This is a genomic window from Acinetobacter seifertii (assembly GCF_016064815.1).
GTDB classification, from domain to species: Bacteria; Pseudomonadota; Gammaproteobacteria; order Pseudomonadales; family Moraxellaceae; genus Acinetobacter; species Acinetobacter seifertii.
The window spans coordinates 3,832,525-3,849,337 of sequence record NZ_CP065820.1 but is presented as its reverse complement, the minus strand read 5'-3'; the positions used below and the strand labels follow the sequence as shown (position 1 = coordinate 3,849,337).

Sequence of the window (16,813 nt, the reverse complement as noted above, 5' to 3'; positions counted from 1 at the left end):
TTACACCTTGCTTTTATACGTATGAAACGTGATAAATTTATTGTGCAAGTTCAAGTTCACTTGAAGTCAAGAGGATGTTTATGGATATTGGTGAAGTTTCTAAGAAGGCAAAAGTCACAACCGCTACACTACGTTTTTATGAAGAGAAGGGGCTAATTAAATCGATAGGGCGGCAAGGTTTACGTCGGCAGTATGGTAAGCAGGTGCTTGATCAACTGGCACTTATTGCTTTAGGACGTGCTGCGGGTTTTTCTTTAAATGAGATCGCTACAATGTTTGGGCAAGATGGTAAGCCTGATCTTGATCGGCAAAAACTAAAAGATAAAGCTGAACAACTAGAGCAAATGGCAAAGCGATTACATTTTATTAGTCAAGGATTACAACATGCTGCTGTGTGTCCTGCTGAAAATCATATGGAATGCCCAACTTTTCAGAACTTTTTGAAAGCAGCCATTGCTGGAGAGTATCAGCCAACAAAACTTTAATTTTTTTGATGAAGTCATTTAGTTTGTGTCTGTATTGAACAGTTGGGTTTGTTATATTTTCGCCATAAAGATTTCATCTTTTTGAAGTAAAAACTTCATATAAGCTTGATTAAATTTGCTTAATTTTTTACCAAATGTATAAAACCATGAGCAAAAAAACTTTAGTCGCATTATTATGCTGTGCCAGTTTAGGATTGACGGCATGTAATGATAATAACGATCAAGATCAAACATCACCTACTGAAAATGTTACCGAACCAACTTTAATTTCTTTTGCCAAGTTGCCTGTAGAAACCTATGCTGCTGGCCCAGACTCTGGTGCATATGTAAAAGGTGCAAATGGAATTTATCCTCCATTTAAAGGCCAGCCTGTACAAGGTTTTTCTGCTGCATTAAAAAATGAAGATGGCAGCTATATGGCAATGGCCGATAATGGCTTTGGTACCCAAGATAATTCAGCAGACTTTTTACTTCGTATTTATAAATTAAAACCTGATTTCAAAACTAAAACCAAAGGTACAGGGCAGGTTACGGTACAAAGCTTTATTCAATTGCGTGATCCAAACAAGTTAATTCCTTTTAATATCGTGAACGGTAATACGCCTGAGCGTTTATTAACGGGTGCTGATTTTGACCCAGAGTCAATGCAACGTACTAGCGATGGCACTTATTGGATTGGGGATGAGTTTGGACCTTATTTACTTCATTTTTCAGCGGATGGTGTGTTGTTAGATGCACCGATTGCTTTACCAAATCCATTAAATCCGACTCAAGAGTTACGTTCACCACAAAATCAGTTTAATAAAGCACAAATTAATTTTGTGGAGCCTCTGGTTCAGCAAAGTGGTGGCTTTGAAGGAATGGCAATTTCACCAGATGGGCAATATCTTTATACGCTTATAGAAAAGCCAATTAAATCGATTCGGGAAACCGAAAGACAACTACTGATTTCTCAATTCGATATTAAGAAAAAAGCGTATACAGGGAAATATTATTGGTTCCAGCTAGACAGTAAAGCTACCAATATTGGTGACTTCCAACTCTTTAATGATAAAGAAGGTATTATTATTGAGCGTGATGCGACTCAGAATAATTTAGGCGGATATAAAAAATTAATTCGTATTAAATTGAATGAGTCATGCCAGCTAGTAAGCCGTGAAGATTTAGTCGATTTAATTAAAATTGCTAACCCGGATATGTTGTATGGCACAGCTAGAGCGGGGGATATTGGTACGGGACAAGTTTTTGCTTTCCCGTTTGAAACCATTGAAGATGTGATTATTGAAAATGGCACAACGCTCACGGTACTAAATGACAATAACTTTCCTGGTTCAACAGGACGCAACGCAAAACTGGCTGATGATAACGAGATTATTCAAATTCGTTTACCAAAAGCTTTGTTCTAATGCTTATAAATAAATTGTGTTAAGACTACGGCGGATTTTATTCCGCCGTATTTATTCCGAGAATAAAATATTGGATAAACTTTAATCAAATTAATTTCTATATTATTGTTTTCGTATGTTTTATAAACAGGGAAAATGAATGGAATTCATGTTAAAATGATCAGCTTTCATCTTTAGATGTCTCTCCTTCATCTGCTAGCCGAGATTCGCAAGCCATGTCTACCGCTTATACCATGCAAACTGCGCCAAAAGCGTTGTTTGATTACGACAAATATTGGGCGTCGTGTTTTGAACCAGCGCCATTTTTGCCGATGTCACGAGAAGAAATGGACCAACTCGGCTGGGATGCGTGTGACTTTATTTTAGTCTGTGGTGATGCTTATATTGACCACCCATCATTTGTATCGGGTGTGATTGGACGTGTACTTGAAGCACAAGGTTTCCGTGTCGGAATTATTGCGCAGCCCGACTGGACCAACGTTGAAAGCTTCCGTGTTTTAGGTAAGCCAACGATTGCTTGGGGTGTAACCGCAGGTAATATGGATTCGATGATTAACCGTTATACGGCAGATCGTAAAATCCGTTCGGATGATGCTTATTCCCCAAATAATGAACCGAACAAACGTCCTGACCGTGCTGCAACAGTATATTGCCAACGTTGTCGTGAAGCATTCCCAGATGTACCTGTACTATTAGGTGGTATTGAGGGCAGTTTACGTCGTATCGCGCACTATGATTATTGGTCAGATAAAGTGCGTCGTTCGATTCTGATGGACTCAAAAGCCGATTTGCTGATGTATGGTAATGGTGAGCGTGCCATTATTGATGTGATGCATCGTTTGGCTAAAGGTGAAAAAATCCACGAGATTACAGATGTTCGTGGTACGGCATTTATTATTAATAAACACAACAAAGCATCAAAAGCGAAGTTTGTTGAAGTTGCGAGTAATGATGTAGATACGGTTGGGCGTGTTGACCCAATTATTAACCCATATGTCATGACAGAAGATATTGATGGCTGTGAGGTTGAAAAAGAAAAGGGTAACTCTTTAGCTCAGTACCAAAATTTCCAAAAAGAGATTGTTGCAAATCCGATTGTACGTGAAGGCGACAAACTCGATGACGATACTCAAATTGTTCAATTAAAGCCAGCACCGTCAAAAGCAATTAAACACAAATTACCACCACGAGAGTTGGCAGTAATTCGCTTGCCTTCTTTTGAAGAAGTGGCAAATGATCAAGTGCTTTACGCACATGCAAACCGTATTTTGCACCTTGAAACCAACCCTGGTAATGCCCGTGCTTTGGTTCAACGCCATGGTGAGCGTGATGTGTGGATTAATCCACCTCCCATTCCTCTGACTACTGAGGAAATGGACTATGTGTTTGATTTACCATATGCACGTTTGCCACATCCTACTTATGGTGATGCGCGTTTCCCTGCATTTGATATGATCAAATTCTCGGTCAATATTATGCGTGGCTGTTTTGGCGGCTGTACATTCTGTTCAATTACAGAGCATGAAGGACGTATTATTCAAAACCGTTCGGAAGATTCGATCTTACGTGAGATTGAAAAAATTCGTGATACAGCACCAAATTTTACCGGCATTATTTCTGATTTAGGTGGTCCAACGGCAAACATGTACCGTTTGCATTGTAAGGACCCAGAAATTGAAAAGAACTGTCGTAAACCTTCTTGTGTTTATCCAGGCGTTTGTCAAAACTTGCATACCGATCATGCGCCATTAGTACAGCTTTACCGTAAAGCACGTGCAATTAAAGGTGTGAAGAAGATTCTGATTGGTTCAGGTTTACGTTATGACCTTGCAGTATTGAACCCTGAATATGTCAAAGAGCTGGTGCAACACCACGTGGGTGGTTATTTAAAAATTGCGCCTGAACATACCGAGCAAGGCCCGTTATCTAAGATGATGAAACCGGGTATTGGTACGTATGATCGTTTTAAACAAATGTTTGACCGTTTCAGTAAAGAAGCAGGAAAAGAGCAGTATCTCATTCCTTACTTTATTGCTGCGCATCCGGGTACTTCAGATTATGACATGATGCACCTTGCTATTTGGTTGAAAAAGAATGGTTTCCGTGCCGATCAGGTACAGACGTTCTATCCATCACCAATGGCAACTGCAACCACCATGTATTATTCGGGCAAAAACCCGCTTGCTAAAGTCGCTCGCTATACTGAAAAGGTTGATATTGTAAAAGGTGAAAAACGCCGTCGTTTACATAAAGCATTCTTGCGTTACCATGATCCAAACAACTGGCCATTACTTCGTGAAGCTTTAAAAGAAATGGGTCGTGCCGATTTGATTGGTAATTCAAAGCAGCATTTAATTCCGACTTATCAGCCAAAAGGGACTGAAGGGGAATATAAATCTGCCCGTAAGAAAAACTCGTCTACGGCAGGAGATTCGGTTAAACGAAATAACCAGCAAACAAGTAATCATTCAAATCAGAAGCGTCCACAAAAAGGTCAGGTACTAACGCAACATACTGGTTTGCCTCCTCGTGAAACAGGTGAGAAGAGACCGTTTGGTGGGAAAAGTAAAGCAAAGTCAAAAGCACGTGGATAATGATAAAAAAGGCTCTTAAACAGAGCCTTTTTTGTTTTTCATGAGGTTATTTAAATCGTATAGTGAGATTTTTGCAGATTTAAAGTACAAAAAACGTAACGAATAATGATAAATATCCAAAATCTGACGAGCTGCACTTGATTGTTGTTGACTCTATGATTATAAATAATGTTGAGGGTGGCTAAATTTAAGCCAAGCTTGATAACTACAAGTGAAATTACTAAGTGAACCTTTTAAAAAACGGCTGTGTCGTTATCAATTAAAACAAAGCGTGATCTAGCAAAATCATTATAAAAAACTTAAAGGATTAGACCCATGTACTATTTAATTACGATCTTACTACTCTTTTTGACTGTCATTATGGCGGCGAAGAGCCTCTCAAGAAAACACCAACAAGACAGTGCTTTAAAGCGCCGTGCTGTATTAAGTAGTCATGAGCAAATGACTCTTACTCGTTTACAAACAGTATTTCCTAAATTTACTGTATTAGCTCATGTCTCATTTGATGCTTTATTAACAACTAAATATGCTCACACCCGTCGAAAATATCAAAATATGACGGCTGACTTTGTGGTACTTGATCAAAATTACCAAGTTTTTGTGGTGGTTATGCTTGAAGAAAATGGTTTACGTCGTGCACATCAGCAGTATGAACGCCGTTTATTACAACTTGCTGGTTACCGTGTACTACGCTACAGCAGTGTGCCTGATTATAATGATTTAAGAAGAGATTTATTGACCCCTGAATCAGAGATGGCAACTTTACATGCCACACCGCAGTTAGAGCGAATCTCAAATGCTTTTGTGAAGTCTTAACAAGTAGACATTATAAAATTTTGATTTTAGGGTTTATTAAAGACGATTTGAATAAAATACTTATATTAGAATTTTTTGAACTATAAAAATGAGCAATATTACTATAAATATTGCTCATTTTTTTATTGATTAAAACCAATAAGAACTATGGAAGTACCGCAACGACAGTCATTTCTACTAGTACATTAGGTGCGTAAAGTTTAGACTCCACACAAGTACGAGCAGGTGGATTTTCTTTGCTAATCCATGCATCCCATACAGCATTCATGGCTGCATAGTCTGTTTCAATATCTTTTAGAAAAATCATGACTGAAAGAATATGATTTTTGTCTGTACCAGCTTCAGCAAGTAAGCGATCAATATTGTCTAAAGTTTGTTGAGTCTGTGCCGTAATGTCTACACTGGTGTCATCAGCGAGTTGGCCTGCTAAATGGACTAAATTACCTGAAATCGCAACTTCACAGTAGCGTGAAGTCACGTGTAAACGCTTTACAGACATAACCTTTACCTTATTTAGAAACAATAGAAATGATTGTACTTGATACAATTCTAACGCAGTATAAATTTGGTTAAATTAGGCAGAAAAAGATTCTATTTCCATTAATTTACGCTGTTTAAAAATAAGAATAGAGTGATATTGTGGGCAAATAATAATATTACCTAGATTTAAAAATTGGATTTGGGTTTGTCGAAGCTGATTCAAGCAAGTTGCAATTGAACTCTGGTTTGGACACAATTTTTTGAGTTGGCTTAAAGCTGATTTGGTCTGTTGGTGCATAGTACAATCCTCATTTTACTATAAAAATTGAGCGAGGATTTGATCTCGCCCGATAGATTTAGATGCGCTGTTGTTCGGACTGATACCAATTAACATGGCGTGTGATGTACATGACACATGCAATTAGTATGAACGAAAGAATAGAGCCAAAAAGGAAGGTCTTGCCGCTGGATTGTAGTAGTAAATACATCATTCCATAAAGGATGCTTAGTAAAACACCAAATAGCAGAGCAGCTTTAAAACCCTGAACAACGAAGTATAAATACCAAGTAATTAAACCAATACAGGCAACTGCTGCAGCGAGATAGGCTAGTACAAAAGCATAATATTCACTTATAGATAGGAGCAAAACAAAGAATATACCTTGTGCCATAGCTACCAGAGCGTACTGAACAGGATGAATTTTAAGATTTTTCAAAACCTCAAATAAGAAGAAGCAACCAAAGGTAATAATGATCACCATGATGCCATATTTGATGGCACGATCCGTTTGAGTATAAATATTTACAGGTTCTAAAAATTGCGTAGAAATACCTGAAATGTTGTTTGAAGTTGCATTTGAAACAGCATAGGCAGCTTCAGCACTTATCGGATTGTTTTGAGTATTTAAAGCTTGATAAAAGCATTGACTGTTTTCACAAGTCGAAAGTCGATCTAGATTGCGTTTACCTAAAGCAATATTTTTCCAGTCAGCTTCAAAAAATTGTTTTTTATTCAGTTTCTTAAAAGGCAAACTTTGACCATCGTATTTAACATCCCCCCAATTGCCTTTAGCTTGATAGGTCATCTCGTAACTAGTTGGAACAAAGGAAAATTCGCTTAAACCTTCTAAATCAAATTGCAGACTAAAACTAAAACCTTGTTGTAATTTTGGGATTAGATCTGGATATTGCTTGCTTGTGATATGAAGAAGATCAAAGCCATGTTGACCTTGGCTTTGAGTAGAAAAGTCAAATTTATAATTTTTTCCATCAATATTAAATATTGGTTTAGCATTTAGACCGCGTGCATCTTGAATAGGAAAAATGATTTCAGCTTGATCCCAAAGATAGTTGCGTTGTGATTCAAGCATTGTGCCTTTAAATACACCTTTACCTAACATGTGATTTTGATAGCTAATTGCTTTATACATATTGCGTTTGTAGGTGCTATCAGAAACTTTAAATTGAGCTTTCCAGTCAGTTGTTTCCGCACCTATGGTGACAAATAATGTTTGTATACATGCGTAAGTTTTCTTTTGCTCATCGGTACATATGGTTTGAACTTGATAAGGTAGTTTTAAATATGGTGCGACCACTTGTTGTGGGCGAATTTGTTCTTTTGCAATGTCTTGAATTACTTGTTGTTGATAGCTTTGGCGTTCATCTACCAAATTTGAAATAAAAAAGAGGCCAATATAAAAAATTAAAATTAAGAATAAGATCGCTCCTATTTTAAGATTAATAGAGTTTCTACGCATGATGGATTCCATTGTCATTCTGATATGACAAGTCTGTCGAATGGATATGCGTTCTAAATGAGTTGTAGTTGAAGCTTATGTGAAGTTTTGATGAAGTAAAATTTTTACCAATACTCCTGATCTGTGCTGTTCTAAAAAATCCAGATAATTTTCAGGGATATTTTGAATCGTGATGTGACCTTGGTGCTGTTGAATAATTTGCTGCACAATACTTAGACCGATACCTGTACTTCGTTGCTGGTTATGCGGACGTGGCAATGAAAAATAGGTTTCGTAGATACGATTTAAAGCATATTCAGGAATAGCTTCACCTTCATTGAATAGCAGAATTTCAAGACAATTCGTGATGCTGTTTTTCCGAAGTTGGATGGCGATAAGGCCATACTCAGAACAAAAGTCTCTTGCATTATCTAAGAGATTATTGATGGCTTGTTTAAGCCAAAAGGGATCAGCATAAATTGTGCAATCTTCAGGGAGATTCAGCTTTATTTGGATTTGTTTAATTTGAAAAGTACTGTGTTGTTGTATCAAACAATCTCGAATCAATTTTGATAAATCAATATTTTGAAACTCTAAAACATGCTGATTCTTCTCTAAACGTGTGAGCAGCAGCATACGTTCAATTAAAGATTGTAAGCGGTGACTTTGCTCAACAATATGTATAGCAAATTGTTGTTGATCTTCTAAGGGCAGATCATCTTGTAATAGTTCTGCACTGGCTTGAATCGCCGTGAGTGGACTTTTCAACTCATGGGTTAAAGTGTTGACATAATTTTCGACATAAGCACGATCTTCAAGTTGCTCGCGCATTTCACTTAATGCCTGTGTTACTTGGTTGAGCTCTTTGGCAGAATAGAAAAAAGGAGCTTGATTGACAGGTGCTAGTGCTTGAGCATAACGACGCACTTTATCAATACTGTGTCTTAACCAATACGCCACAATGCTTGCGAGTAATAAACTCAGTGTAGCGATCCATAATGCTTGATGAATCAGTTGACGTTCTGCACGTGTGATATACGGTTGCACGGATTGATTTGGTTTACCAATGCTGACTACACCTATTAATTGCTGATTGTAGATAATCGGCGCAGCAATATACATCACACTGCTGTTTCGGTCATAAGGAGTAGTTGAAGTAGAACGTGCACCGTACTTACCTTGTAGGGTTAAATAAACATCATTCCATTTTGAATAATCTTGTCCAATGGCTTGACCTTCTGAGTCATAGATTACTATGCCATGCTGATCTGTTATATAAAGTTGTTGATTAATTTCATCTTTTTTATGCTGCCAAATTGTGGCATTCAGTTGGCGAGATAATGCTGCTTGAATTTTTTGATCAAATTCGGGCGTACTAACTTGTTTTTGCGCTACATCTTCGGCAATCAGTTGGGCAATGATATTGGCATTTTCAGCAAGCGTATCTTCAACTACTTGACGGACATTTGGTTTGACCTGTTGATTCAACGTATAGGCAATAAAACTCAGACTCAGTACCACCACTAAGCTAAAGAAAAACCAAATACGGATGAAGATGGACATTGATTAATCCAACTTCACTAGACTATATCCAAATCCTCGATGAGTCCGAATGGGATCATCATTTTGGGTAATTTGTTTTAGTTTTTGCCTTAAACTTTTGATATGCGTATCGACTGTGCGTTCTAAACTATGTTCAGGATGTTCCCAAATATGATCCATTAATTGTTGACGGCTAAAGACTTGTTCAGGATGCTGAATTAGTAAAAATAACAATCGATATTCATAACGTGTCAGTTGTAGTAATTTTCCATGGTATTGGATTTGCAGAGATTGTGGATTGCACGACCATATCGAGGAGGAAGTAATTATTTCCGCCTGAGAGACTGGATTTTGATTTGAATTACTTGCTATAGGCACTTCCATTCTACGCCAAATGGCTTTAATTCTAGCCACAATTTCCCGCGCACTAAAAGGTTTTGTACAATAATCATCTGCGCCAATTTCTAGACCGACAACCCGGTCAATTTCATCATCTCGTGCAGTAAGAAATAATAAAGGTGTTTGAGATTTTTGGCGTAGTTGTTTGCAGACTTCGAAACCATTGAGATCAGGTAAACCTACATCCAAAATAATAAAATCAAAAACTTGTTCTGAAAGATATTGTAATGCTTGAGTCCCCGTATTTGCCCAACTGACTCTCCAGCCTTCACGTTCAAGTGCATAACGTAGAGGAAGGACAATAGCCGCTTCATCTTCAATACATAGAATTTGTTTTGGACTCATCATGATTAACTAATTAATATATTCTAATTTTATTGAGTTAGTTTAACGGAAGATGCTGTAGAGAAAAGCCATTATATTAATTTTTATAATTTTTTATAAGACAGAGGGCACATTTGTGCCCTGTAATATTCGGATTTGGTCGTCACGCCAATCACAGGACGATATGCCTAAAGTAAAGGTTGCTTTGGCATGTTGCAAATACATGGGTAATGAATATGCGCTAATTAGATTACTGTAATTTTTGATCAAAAGGTAACTGTTTTTGTCTAAAACTTGTTCTTTTGAATAAAAAAACATCAATTATAATAATGAAAGTTGGAAGTCGTCAGCTTTGGTCTGTAACTGATAAACACCAATCCCAATAAGACGAAATTGAAAATTTTCGGGAATATGCATTTCATTTAAAAGTAAGAATAAAACTTGAATCAAATCTTGTTGAGAATGGATTGGAGTTTTAAAACTTTTACTGTGTTGTAAAGTCTGAAAATTTTTAAGTTTGAGTTTAATATTTACACCACGCGCATGGAGTTGTTTTTTCTCTAAACTTTGCCAGACTTTTTCGGCTAAGCCATGCCAATAAGGTTGGCACTGAGTTAGGGTTAAATCACTATCAAATGTAGTTTCTTTCGAAATTTGTTGACGAGCACGTTCAGCTTGAACAGGGCGGTTATCAATACCTTTGGCGTATAAATAAAGCTGTTGCCCATATTTCCCAAAGTGATGAACTAAAACCGCTTCTTCAATTTTTTGCAAGTCGCCTAGTGTGTGCAATTCAAGCTGTTGGAGTTTTTCTTGGGTAACTTTGCCCACGCCAGGAATCTTTTTTAGCGGAAGGTCTTGAATAAAAGTAGCAACTTGAGATGGTTTTATTACACATAAACCATTCGGTTTATTCCAGTCAGACGCGACTTTTGCCAAAAATTTATTTGGTGCTACACCAGCCGAGGCAGTCAGTCCTGTTAGTCTAAAAATATCTTCCCGAATATGCATAGCCACTTCGGTTGCACTCGCGATTTGTTTTAAATTCTCAGTGACATCTAAATATGCTTCATCAAGCGATAAAGGTTCAATCAGAAGAGTATACTGCTGAAAGATTGAATGGATTTGAGCCGAGACTGTACGATATTTTTCAAAATTAGGTTCGATAATAACAACTTGAGGGCATAGTTTTCTTGCTTGGCTCATAGACATGGCAGAGCGTAAACCGAATTCACGGGCAGGATAAGAAGCTGCCGCAATTACAGCGCGCGGATGATGTGAAGAGATAACGACAGGAAGATGCTTTAGATCAGGACGCTCTCGCAATTCGACCGATGCATAAAAGGCATCCATATCGATATGAATGATTTTGCGCATATTATTGTGCTTTCACGACGCCTTGTTGCTGTAAAAATTGATGCCACTCTTTGACTGAACCCTCATAAACATTTAAGTCTACTGGCTTTGTCATGCCTTCAATTTTACCTTGATTACTATGCTGCCAAAAGAGCCATTTTCTTTTGTCTTTCAGTTCAGGTTTTCCTTCATAATCTCTAACCCAAAGCGGGGTATTAGGGAAATTTCCTATTAACACAATATGGTAAAAAGTTTTGGAGATATAAAAGATAGGTTGTTTGCCATAATGTTGTTTTAAGCGGTCATGCATAATGCCTATTTCTTTAAGTAATTGTTCTTTGGTGTGTGCATTAATACAGTTGCTGTCATATTCGAGATCGATAACAGGTGGAAGCGCATCGATTTTTTTTGGAACAGTTGCAATAAAATTTTCAGCTTGTGTTTTACCATCACGACATAGACGATAAAAATGATAAGCCCCTACATGAAATCCATGTTCGCGTGCTTTTAACCAGTTTTCTTGAAATTTTGGATCTTTATAATCACCACCTTCAGTCGCTTTTAAATAGACGAACTGGAATTTTTGGGGTGATATTTTTTTCCAGTTAATCTCTTCTTGATGATGAGAAACATCAAAGCCTTGAACTGGATAATCTTGAGCAATTGCTTTTTGTTGATAGAACAGACCGAAGTAAGTGAGAACCCCCATGACACAAGCTAAAACAATACCGATTACGGTGTTGTAGCGTGGTGCAGAAAAGGTTTTTGCCAGCTTGGTCATGCAAAACTCAGTATCAAGATGAAGCTCACATCATAGCGTGATTTACGAAAGAGAAACCATGCTAAAAATGCAACTGCTTACACAGGTGTATTTTTTGGAATTTGCCAAAAGATAAGCGCAGTAATGATGTTAATACAGCCTAAACAGACCAGAGTGACATGAAACGCTGTTGTGACATGGGCTGTACCATAGTAATTGGTAAATACATTAATGAGTGTACCTGCCAATGCAACACCGATACTCATAGACAGCATCATAATCATTGATAGGAAACTATTCCCACTACTTGCATCTTGTTGAGGCAAGTCTTTTAAAGTCAGCGTATTCATTCCAACAAACTGTAATGAGTTTAATGTACCAAACAAGAAAAAGTGTAGGGCCCTAAACCAAGTAGGCGTGTCGACAGTCATAATCGCAAAAGACGCAATACATAGACCCACTAATGTGGTGTTAATTAACAAAAAACGGCGATATCCCATTTTTTGAATAATAGGTCTAACAATTGGCTTAGAAAAAAGTGAACCTAGTACTAGTGGAATCATCATTAAACCCGCAATAAATGGTTCAAATCCAAAAGCCACTTGCAACATGAGTGGTATGACGAAAGGTAAAGCGTTACCACCAAAGCGAGCGAAGAAATTACCTAAAATCCCAATTGCGAAAATTTTATTTTTAAATAATCGGCTACGGAATAATGCATTTTGATGAGTATGGGAATGATAGGCATACCAAAGCGTTGCAATTACGCCGACTATTAATAAAGAAATACTGAACCATTTGGAATATTCAGGAGAGGCAAGATGTTCAATACCTAAAGACCAGCCAATCATTGCAATCACCAAGAGTACAAACCCCATAAGATCAAAGGTTTTAACTGTAGGTTCTTTTACATTTGGCATGACCTTTAATGTCATTAATATACCGAGTACACCCATAGGAATATTAATAAGAAAAATCCAGTGCCAAGTTGCCACTTCAACTAACCAGCCCCCTAATGTTGGGCCTGCGAGAGGGCCAAGTAAACCTGCCAGACTCATGAGGCTCATAGCAGCTAGGAATTGAGTTCGGGGAATAATTTTTAAAAGTGATAAACGGCCAACGGGGAGTAATAGTGCTCCTCCCACACCCTGAATGACACGGAAAAATAAAAGTTCATTCAGATTTTGAGACAGGCCACACCCCAAAGACGCTAAAGTAAAAATAATAATTGCTGATAAAAATGTATTTCTGACGCCAAACCGATCGGCTAACCATCCACTTAAAGGAATGCAGGCAGCAACCGACAAAACATAAGCCACCACTACGCTATGCATACGTAATGGGTCTTCATTTAAATGGTGTGCCATTGCAGGAATAGCAGTATTTACAATTGTGGTATCTAATGCCTGCATAAAAAAGCCAATAGACACCAAAAGTACGAGTAAGCGATATTCAGGTTGCAAGGCTTGGTGAGTCGGCGTGGCATTCATAACATTTGAAAGTTAACGTTTTGGTCTAGTTTAAAACAAATTGAAAGTAAAAAAAGTAAGACAATGTTGAGTACCCCTTTACTAAATCTAATTGCTCTTGCAGGCAACGGTGAAAATAGTGAAAACAAAAAAAGCGGAAGAACCGCTTTTTTATTGGGAGAGGAGAGTTTACACAACAAATCTCTTTGGCATTTTTAAGTTTCGGATGACGTTGTAAATTTGATCGATTTCTTCACATACAATTAATTTTGCTCGGTGTTGAAGGGGAAGGAAACCCTCTTGAACCGCATGATCTAGCTGGGCAATTAATGCATTATAAAAACCATTTACGTTATATAAAATCATGGGTTTTTGGTGCTGATTGAGTTGGCCCCAAGTCGCAATTTCCAAAATTTCTTCGAATGTTCCTAAACCACCAGGTAATGCAATAAATGCAGTTGCACGCTCTGCCATCATGGCTTTACGCTCATGCATGGTTTCGACCACATGCAATTCGGTTAGTCCTGCATGTGCGACTTCATAATCAAGCATAAATTCAGGAATGACTCCTACAGCTTCTCCACCATGTGCAAGTACACTTTCAGCGACTTGACCCATTAAACCAATGCTGGCACCGCCGTAGACTAAACCAAAACCTTGTTCAGCTATTCCGCTGGCTAATTCAATTGCCTTTTCTCGATAAATTGGCTTATTTCCTGCTCGTGAGCCACAATATAATGCAATAAGAGGTTGTGTTGTTTTTACAGATGTTATTGGTGAATCGTTTACTGCCATTGTTAATACGCTATTCATTGCTTTATTTTCACCTTATCACGTTCATATTTCTTGTCTACACTAAGCAAAAAATATGACAACTTTATAAGCAGTTTTATAGGAAAGACCCATGTTTTGTATGGGTTTGGTGAATACATATAATGATCAAATAAAAATGATGAATTTATGTTAAATCTTGCCTATACTGAAAATTCGTTTAACAACATATGAACAAATATGGGTAGTGGTTGTAGTCGCTCCGTTTTAATTTCTTGTCCTAAAAAAACATTATTCCCCCTTTGTCTAGGTACGCCTGTTGCGTTGCCCAATAAAGATAAAATCCACCCAGCACAGGAGCAGGATCAATGATCTTTGAATGGATGTCTGATCCGTCTGCTTGGGTAGGCTTAGCTACATTAATTGTTCTTGAAATCGTACTGGGGATCGATAACCTCGTCTTTATTGCTATTTTGGCCGAAAAACTGCCGCCAGAGCAGCGAGCTAAAGCACGTATAATTGGTTTAATACTCGCCTTAGGAATGCGGCTAATACTTTTAGCTTCGATTGCTTGGGTTGTGACACTCACCCAACCGCTTTTCCATATTTTTGATCATCCATTCTCTGGTCGTGATTTGATTTTATTATTCGGTGGTGTGTTCTTGCTTTTTAAAGGCACCATGGAATTGCATGAGCGAATGGAAGGTAAACAGCTTCATAAAGAAGATAACCCTGTCCATGCCGCGTTCTGGATGGTTATTGTCCAGATTGTTGTGCTTGATGCCGTATTCTCATTAGACAGCGTAATTACTGCGGTGGGTATGGTCAAAGAGCTGTCAGTGATGATGGTTGCTGTTGTGATTGCTGTGGGTATCATGTTGTGGGCTTCGAGACCACTCATGGACTTTGTAAATAAGCACCCAACAGTCGTTATTCTGTGTCTTGGCTTCTTAATGATGATTGGTTTCTCTTTGGTGGTGGAAGGTTTTGGTTTCCATATTCCGAAGGGTTACTTATATGCTGCGATTGGTTTCTCGATTTTAGTCGAAATGATCAACCAAACCATGCGCCGCAATCAAGAAAAGCTAGTCACTACTACAGATTTACGTTATCGCACAGCATCTGCAGTTTTACGCATGTTAGGCAGTAAAAATAGCAGTTCTACTTCCGATGCTCAAACGGCTGATAACGAAGATGTATTAGCTACACAAGCTTTTGCCGATGAAGTTTTTGACGAAGAAAACGGTGTTTACCATAGTGTGCTTGTACAAGGTGTACTTGGGTTATCTGAACGTCCAGTAAAGTCGGTGATGACTCCACGACCTGAACTTGAATGGATTGATTTAGACGACGAACCGGAAGTTTTGAAAGAACGTTTAATGTCGATGACACATTCACGTTTAATTGTCGCTCGTGGTGAGCTTGATAATATTGAAGGGATCGCGCTTACGCATAAAGTTTTAAATAACTTTATTGAAACGGGTGTTGTTGATTTCCAAAAGCACTTACGTGAACCAGTCATTGTGCATGAAAATGCTCAAGTGCTTATGGTGATGGAGCAGTTACGTCAGGCTCCTTTACAAATGGCGATTGTTTTAAATGAGTATGGTTCAATTGAAGGTATTGCGACACCAATTGATATTTTAGAAGCAATTGCAGGTGAGTTCCCTGATGAAGACGAACTAGATGCAGCAGCTGAAAGCTTAGAAGATGGTTCTTTAATACTTGAAGGTTCAACCGACATTCGCCACGTATCTCTTTTACTTGGTCGTGACTTAGTAGATGAAAGTGAACAATATTCTACTTTATCTGGTTATTTGTTATTCCATTTAGGTCGTTTACCTGAAAATGGTGAAACTGTGGAAGCGGATGGTTATCGCTTTGAAGTTGTAACTATGGAAGGTCACAAGATCGAGAAAGTTCATATTGTTTCTATCGAACAAGATGAATCAAAAGATTAATTTTTAATACAATTAAAGAGTTATTTTGCCATACAGCCTCATAAGGTGATTTAGACTCGATTAAGTTTGATTAGGCAAACCTCCTTACTTTTCAAAGATGAAAAGTAACAAAAATCTTTGTTGGTCAGAGGGTACATCCGTGTAACCCCTGACCAACAGGCGACATCCATGTCGCCGTCCATCTAGCCAAAATTTGGTAAATCTTTTTTCTGAGAAACTTAATGACAGAACAAATTTGTCCATGTGGAAAGGGCAGTTATGCAGAATGTTGTGAGCCTTTACATTTAGGTACAGCAAAAGCCCTGACTGCGGAGCAGCTTATGCGTTCCCGTTATAGTGCTTTTGCATTACAACAAATTGATTATATTGTTAAAACCACAGCACTAGGACAGCAATCTGCTCTTGATAAAGAAGCTATTGCAGATTGGAGTAAACAAAATCAATGGTTGGGTTTAGAAGTCATCCAAGCCAAAGAAAAGTTGGATAAGACTCATGCACAGGTGGAGTTCAAAGCTCATTATCATGATGGAAAAAGTGCTCAAATCCACCATGAAGTTTCACATTTTGTGTATCACCAGCAGCAATGGTTTTTCCTTGATCCAACGGTCGATATGCAAGTCACTATGAAACAGCCTTGTATCTGCGGTTCAGGAAAAAAATTTAAACAATGCTGTGCACAATTCCTATAAGTTTATCTTAAAATACGCCCACCGT

15 protein-coding genes and 1 pseudogene are annotated in these 16,813 nt (G+C 38.0%); 7 read left to right on the top strand and 9 right to left on the bottom strand.

The annotated features are described in order from the left end of the window. Positions 1-80: 80 nt before the first annotated feature. The 4 genes from I8T81_RS17780 to I8T81_RS17765 all read left to right on the top strand — a co-directional run bounded on the left by I8T81_RS17780 (position 81) and on the right by I8T81_RS17765 (position 5,301). Positions 81-485, top strand: a complete 405-nt coding sequence (locus tag I8T81_RS17780) for a helix-turn-helix domain-containing protein (protein WP_000351005.1) — start codon at positions 81-83, stop codon at positions 483-485. Between the two features lie 146 nt (positions 486-631). Beyond that, positions 632-1,891, top strand: a complete 1,260-nt coding sequence (locus I8T81_RS17775; RefSeq protein WP_198071760.1) for an esterase-like activity of phytase family protein — start codon at positions 632-634, stop codon at positions 1,889-1,891. A gap of 215 nt (positions 1,892-2,106) precedes the next feature. Continuing rightward, positions 2,107-4,485, top strand: coding sequence for a YgiQ family radical SAM protein (locus I8T81_RS17770; protein WP_107973096.1), 2,379 nt, complete (start codon positions 2,107-2,109; stop codon positions 4,483-4,485). 315 nt (positions 4,486-4,800) lie between these two features. Next, on the top strand, positions 4,801-5,301 hold the full coding sequence (locus tag I8T81_RS17765; protein WP_004699315.1) for a DUF2726 domain-containing protein: 501 nt from the start codon (positions 4,801-4,803) through the stop codon (positions 5,299-5,301). Positions 5,302-5,446: 145 nt separating this feature from the next. On the opposite strand, the gene I8T81_RS17760 is transcribed toward I8T81_RS17765, so the two are convergent. From I8T81_RS17760 to creB, 5 genes are all read right to left on the bottom strand, one after another. Next, positions 5,447-5,800 (bottom strand): RidA family protein, encoded by a 354-nt coding sequence (locus tag I8T81_RS17760; RefSeq protein ID WP_198071759.1) that lies wholly within the window; start codon positions 5,798-5,800, stop codon positions 5,447-5,449. 75 nt (positions 5,801-5,875) lie between these two features. After that, complete coding sequence (locus I8T81_RS17755) at positions 5,876-6,079, bottom strand: hypothetical protein (RefSeq protein ID WP_077165265.1); 204 nt, start codon at positions 6,077-6,079, stop codon at positions 5,876-5,878. Positions 6,080-6,137: 58 nt separating this feature from the next. Continuing rightward, on the bottom strand, positions 6,138-7,538 hold the full coding sequence (gene creD / locus I8T81_RS17750) for a cell envelope integrity protein CreD (RefSeq protein WP_134263487.1): 1,401 nt from the start codon (positions 7,536-7,538) through the stop codon (positions 6,138-6,140). A 75-nt stretch (positions 7,539-7,613) separates the two neighbouring features. Further along, a complete protein-coding gene (creC, locus tag I8T81_RS17745) occupies positions 7,614-9,041 on the bottom strand; it encodes a two-component system sensor histidine kinase CreC (RefSeq protein ID WP_244937317.1) in 1,428 nt (475 codons plus the stop codon). Positions 9,042-9,083: 42 nt separating this feature from the next. Beyond that, positions 9,084-9,806, bottom strand: a complete 723-nt coding sequence (gene creB / locus I8T81_RS17740; protein WP_134263485.1) for a two-component system response regulator CreB — start codon at positions 9,804-9,806, stop codon at positions 9,084-9,086. 176 nt (positions 9,807-9,982) lie between these two features. Here creB and I8T81_RS18995 point away from each other — a divergent pair. Further along, positions 9,983-10,045: pseudogene (locus I8T81_RS18995) on the top strand (hypothetical protein); the annotation flags it as partial. 58 nt (positions 10,046-10,103) lie between these two features. Here the strand turns inward: I8T81_RS18995 and dinB are convergent. The 4 genes from dinB to I8T81_RS17720 all read right to left on the bottom strand — a co-directional run bounded on the left by dinB (position 10,104) and on the right by I8T81_RS17720 (position 14,180). After that, the gene (gene dinB, locus I8T81_RS17735; protein ID WP_198071758.1) at positions 10,104-11,159 is read right to left on the bottom strand and encodes a DNA polymerase IV; all 1,056 of its coding nucleotides are present in this window, start codon (positions 11,157-11,159) and stop codon (positions 10,104-10,106) included. A gap of 1 nt (position 11,160) precedes the next feature. Then, on the bottom strand, positions 11,161-11,919 hold the full coding sequence (locus I8T81_RS17730; protein WP_019456984.1) for a glycoside hydrolase family 25 protein: 759 nt from the start codon (positions 11,917-11,919) through the stop codon (positions 11,161-11,163). 77 nt (positions 11,920-11,996) lie between these two features. Further along, positions 11,997-13,388: a multidrug transporter subunit MdtD gene (mdtD, locus tag I8T81_RS17725; protein WP_198071757.1), complete on the bottom strand. Its 1,392-nt coding sequence runs from the start codon at positions 13,386-13,388 to the stop codon at positions 11,997-11,999. A 168-nt stretch (positions 13,389-13,556) separates the two neighbouring features. Further along, positions 13,557-14,180 (bottom strand): LOG family protein, encoded by a 624-nt coding sequence (locus tag I8T81_RS17720; protein ID WP_198071756.1) that lies wholly within the window; start codon positions 14,178-14,180, stop codon positions 13,557-13,559. Positions 14,181-14,506: 326 nt separating this feature from the next. On the opposite strand from I8T81_RS17720, the gene I8T81_RS17715 reads away from it, so the two are divergent. Continuing rightward, complete coding sequence (locus tag I8T81_RS17715) at positions 14,507-16,099, top strand: TerC family protein (RefSeq protein WP_077164297.1); 1,593 nt, start codon at positions 14,507-14,509, stop codon at positions 16,097-16,099. Positions 16,100-16,320: 221 nt separating this feature from the next. Further along, positions 16,321-16,788, top strand: coding sequence for a YchJ family protein (locus tag I8T81_RS17710; RefSeq protein WP_198071755.1), 468 nt, complete (start codon positions 16,321-16,323; stop codon positions 16,786-16,788). Positions 16,789-16,813 lie beyond the last annotated feature (25 nt).

Excerpts from the sequence above, each read along its gene's own strand:
- mdtD (WP_198071757.1), bottom strand. The coding sequence starts at position 13,388 with ATGAATGCCACGCCGACTCACCAAGCCTTGCAACCTGAATATCGCTTA.
- I8T81_RS17730 (WP_019456984.1), bottom strand. The coding sequence starts at position 11,919 with ATGACCAAGCTGGCAAAAACCTTTTCTGCACCACGCTACAACACCGTA.
- I8T81_RS17780 (WP_000351005.1), top strand. The coding sequence starts at position 81 with ATGGATATTGGTGAAGTTTCTAAGAAGGCAAAAGTCACAACCGCTACA.
- I8T81_RS17720 (WP_198071756.1), bottom strand. The coding sequence starts at position 14,180 with ATGAATAGCGTATTAACAATGGCAGTAAACGATTCACCAATAACATCT.
- I8T81_RS17765 (WP_004699315.1), top strand. The coding sequence starts at position 4,801 with ATGTACTATTTAATTACGATCTTACTACTCTTTTTGACTGTCATTATG.
- I8T81_RS17715 (WP_077164297.1), top strand. The coding sequence starts at position 14,507 with ATGATCTTTGAATGGATGTCTGATCCGTCTGCTTGGGTAGGCTTAGCT.
- I8T81_RS17775 (WP_198071760.1), top strand. The coding sequence starts at position 632 with ATGAGCAAAAAAACTTTAGTCGCATTATTATGCTGTGCCAGTTTAGGA.
- I8T81_RS17760 (WP_198071759.1), bottom strand. The coding sequence starts at position 5,800 with ATGTCTGTAAAGCGTTTACACGTGACTTCACGCTACTGTGAAGTTGCG.
- I8T81_RS17770 (WP_107973096.1), top strand. The coding sequence starts at position 2,107 with ATGTCTACCGCTTATACCATGCAAACTGCGCCAAAAGCGTTGTTTGAT.
- creB (WP_134263485.1), bottom strand. The coding sequence starts at position 9,806 with ATGATGAGTCCAAAACAAATTCTATGTATTGAAGATGAAGCGGCTATT.
- creD (WP_134263487.1), bottom strand. The coding sequence starts at position 7,538 with ATGCGTAGAAACTCTATTAATCTTAAAATAGGAGCGATCTTATTCTTA.
- dinB (WP_198071758.1), bottom strand. The coding sequence starts at position 11,159 with ATGCGCAAAATCATTCATATCGATATGGATGCCTTTTATGCATCGGTC.
- I8T81_RS17755 (WP_077165265.1), bottom strand. The coding sequence starts at position 6,079 with ATGCACCAACAGACCAAATCAGCTTTAAGCCAACTCAAAAAATTGTGT.
- I8T81_RS17710 (WP_198071755.1), top strand. The coding sequence starts at position 16,321 with ATGACAGAACAAATTTGTCCATGTGGAAAGGGCAGTTATGCAGAATGT.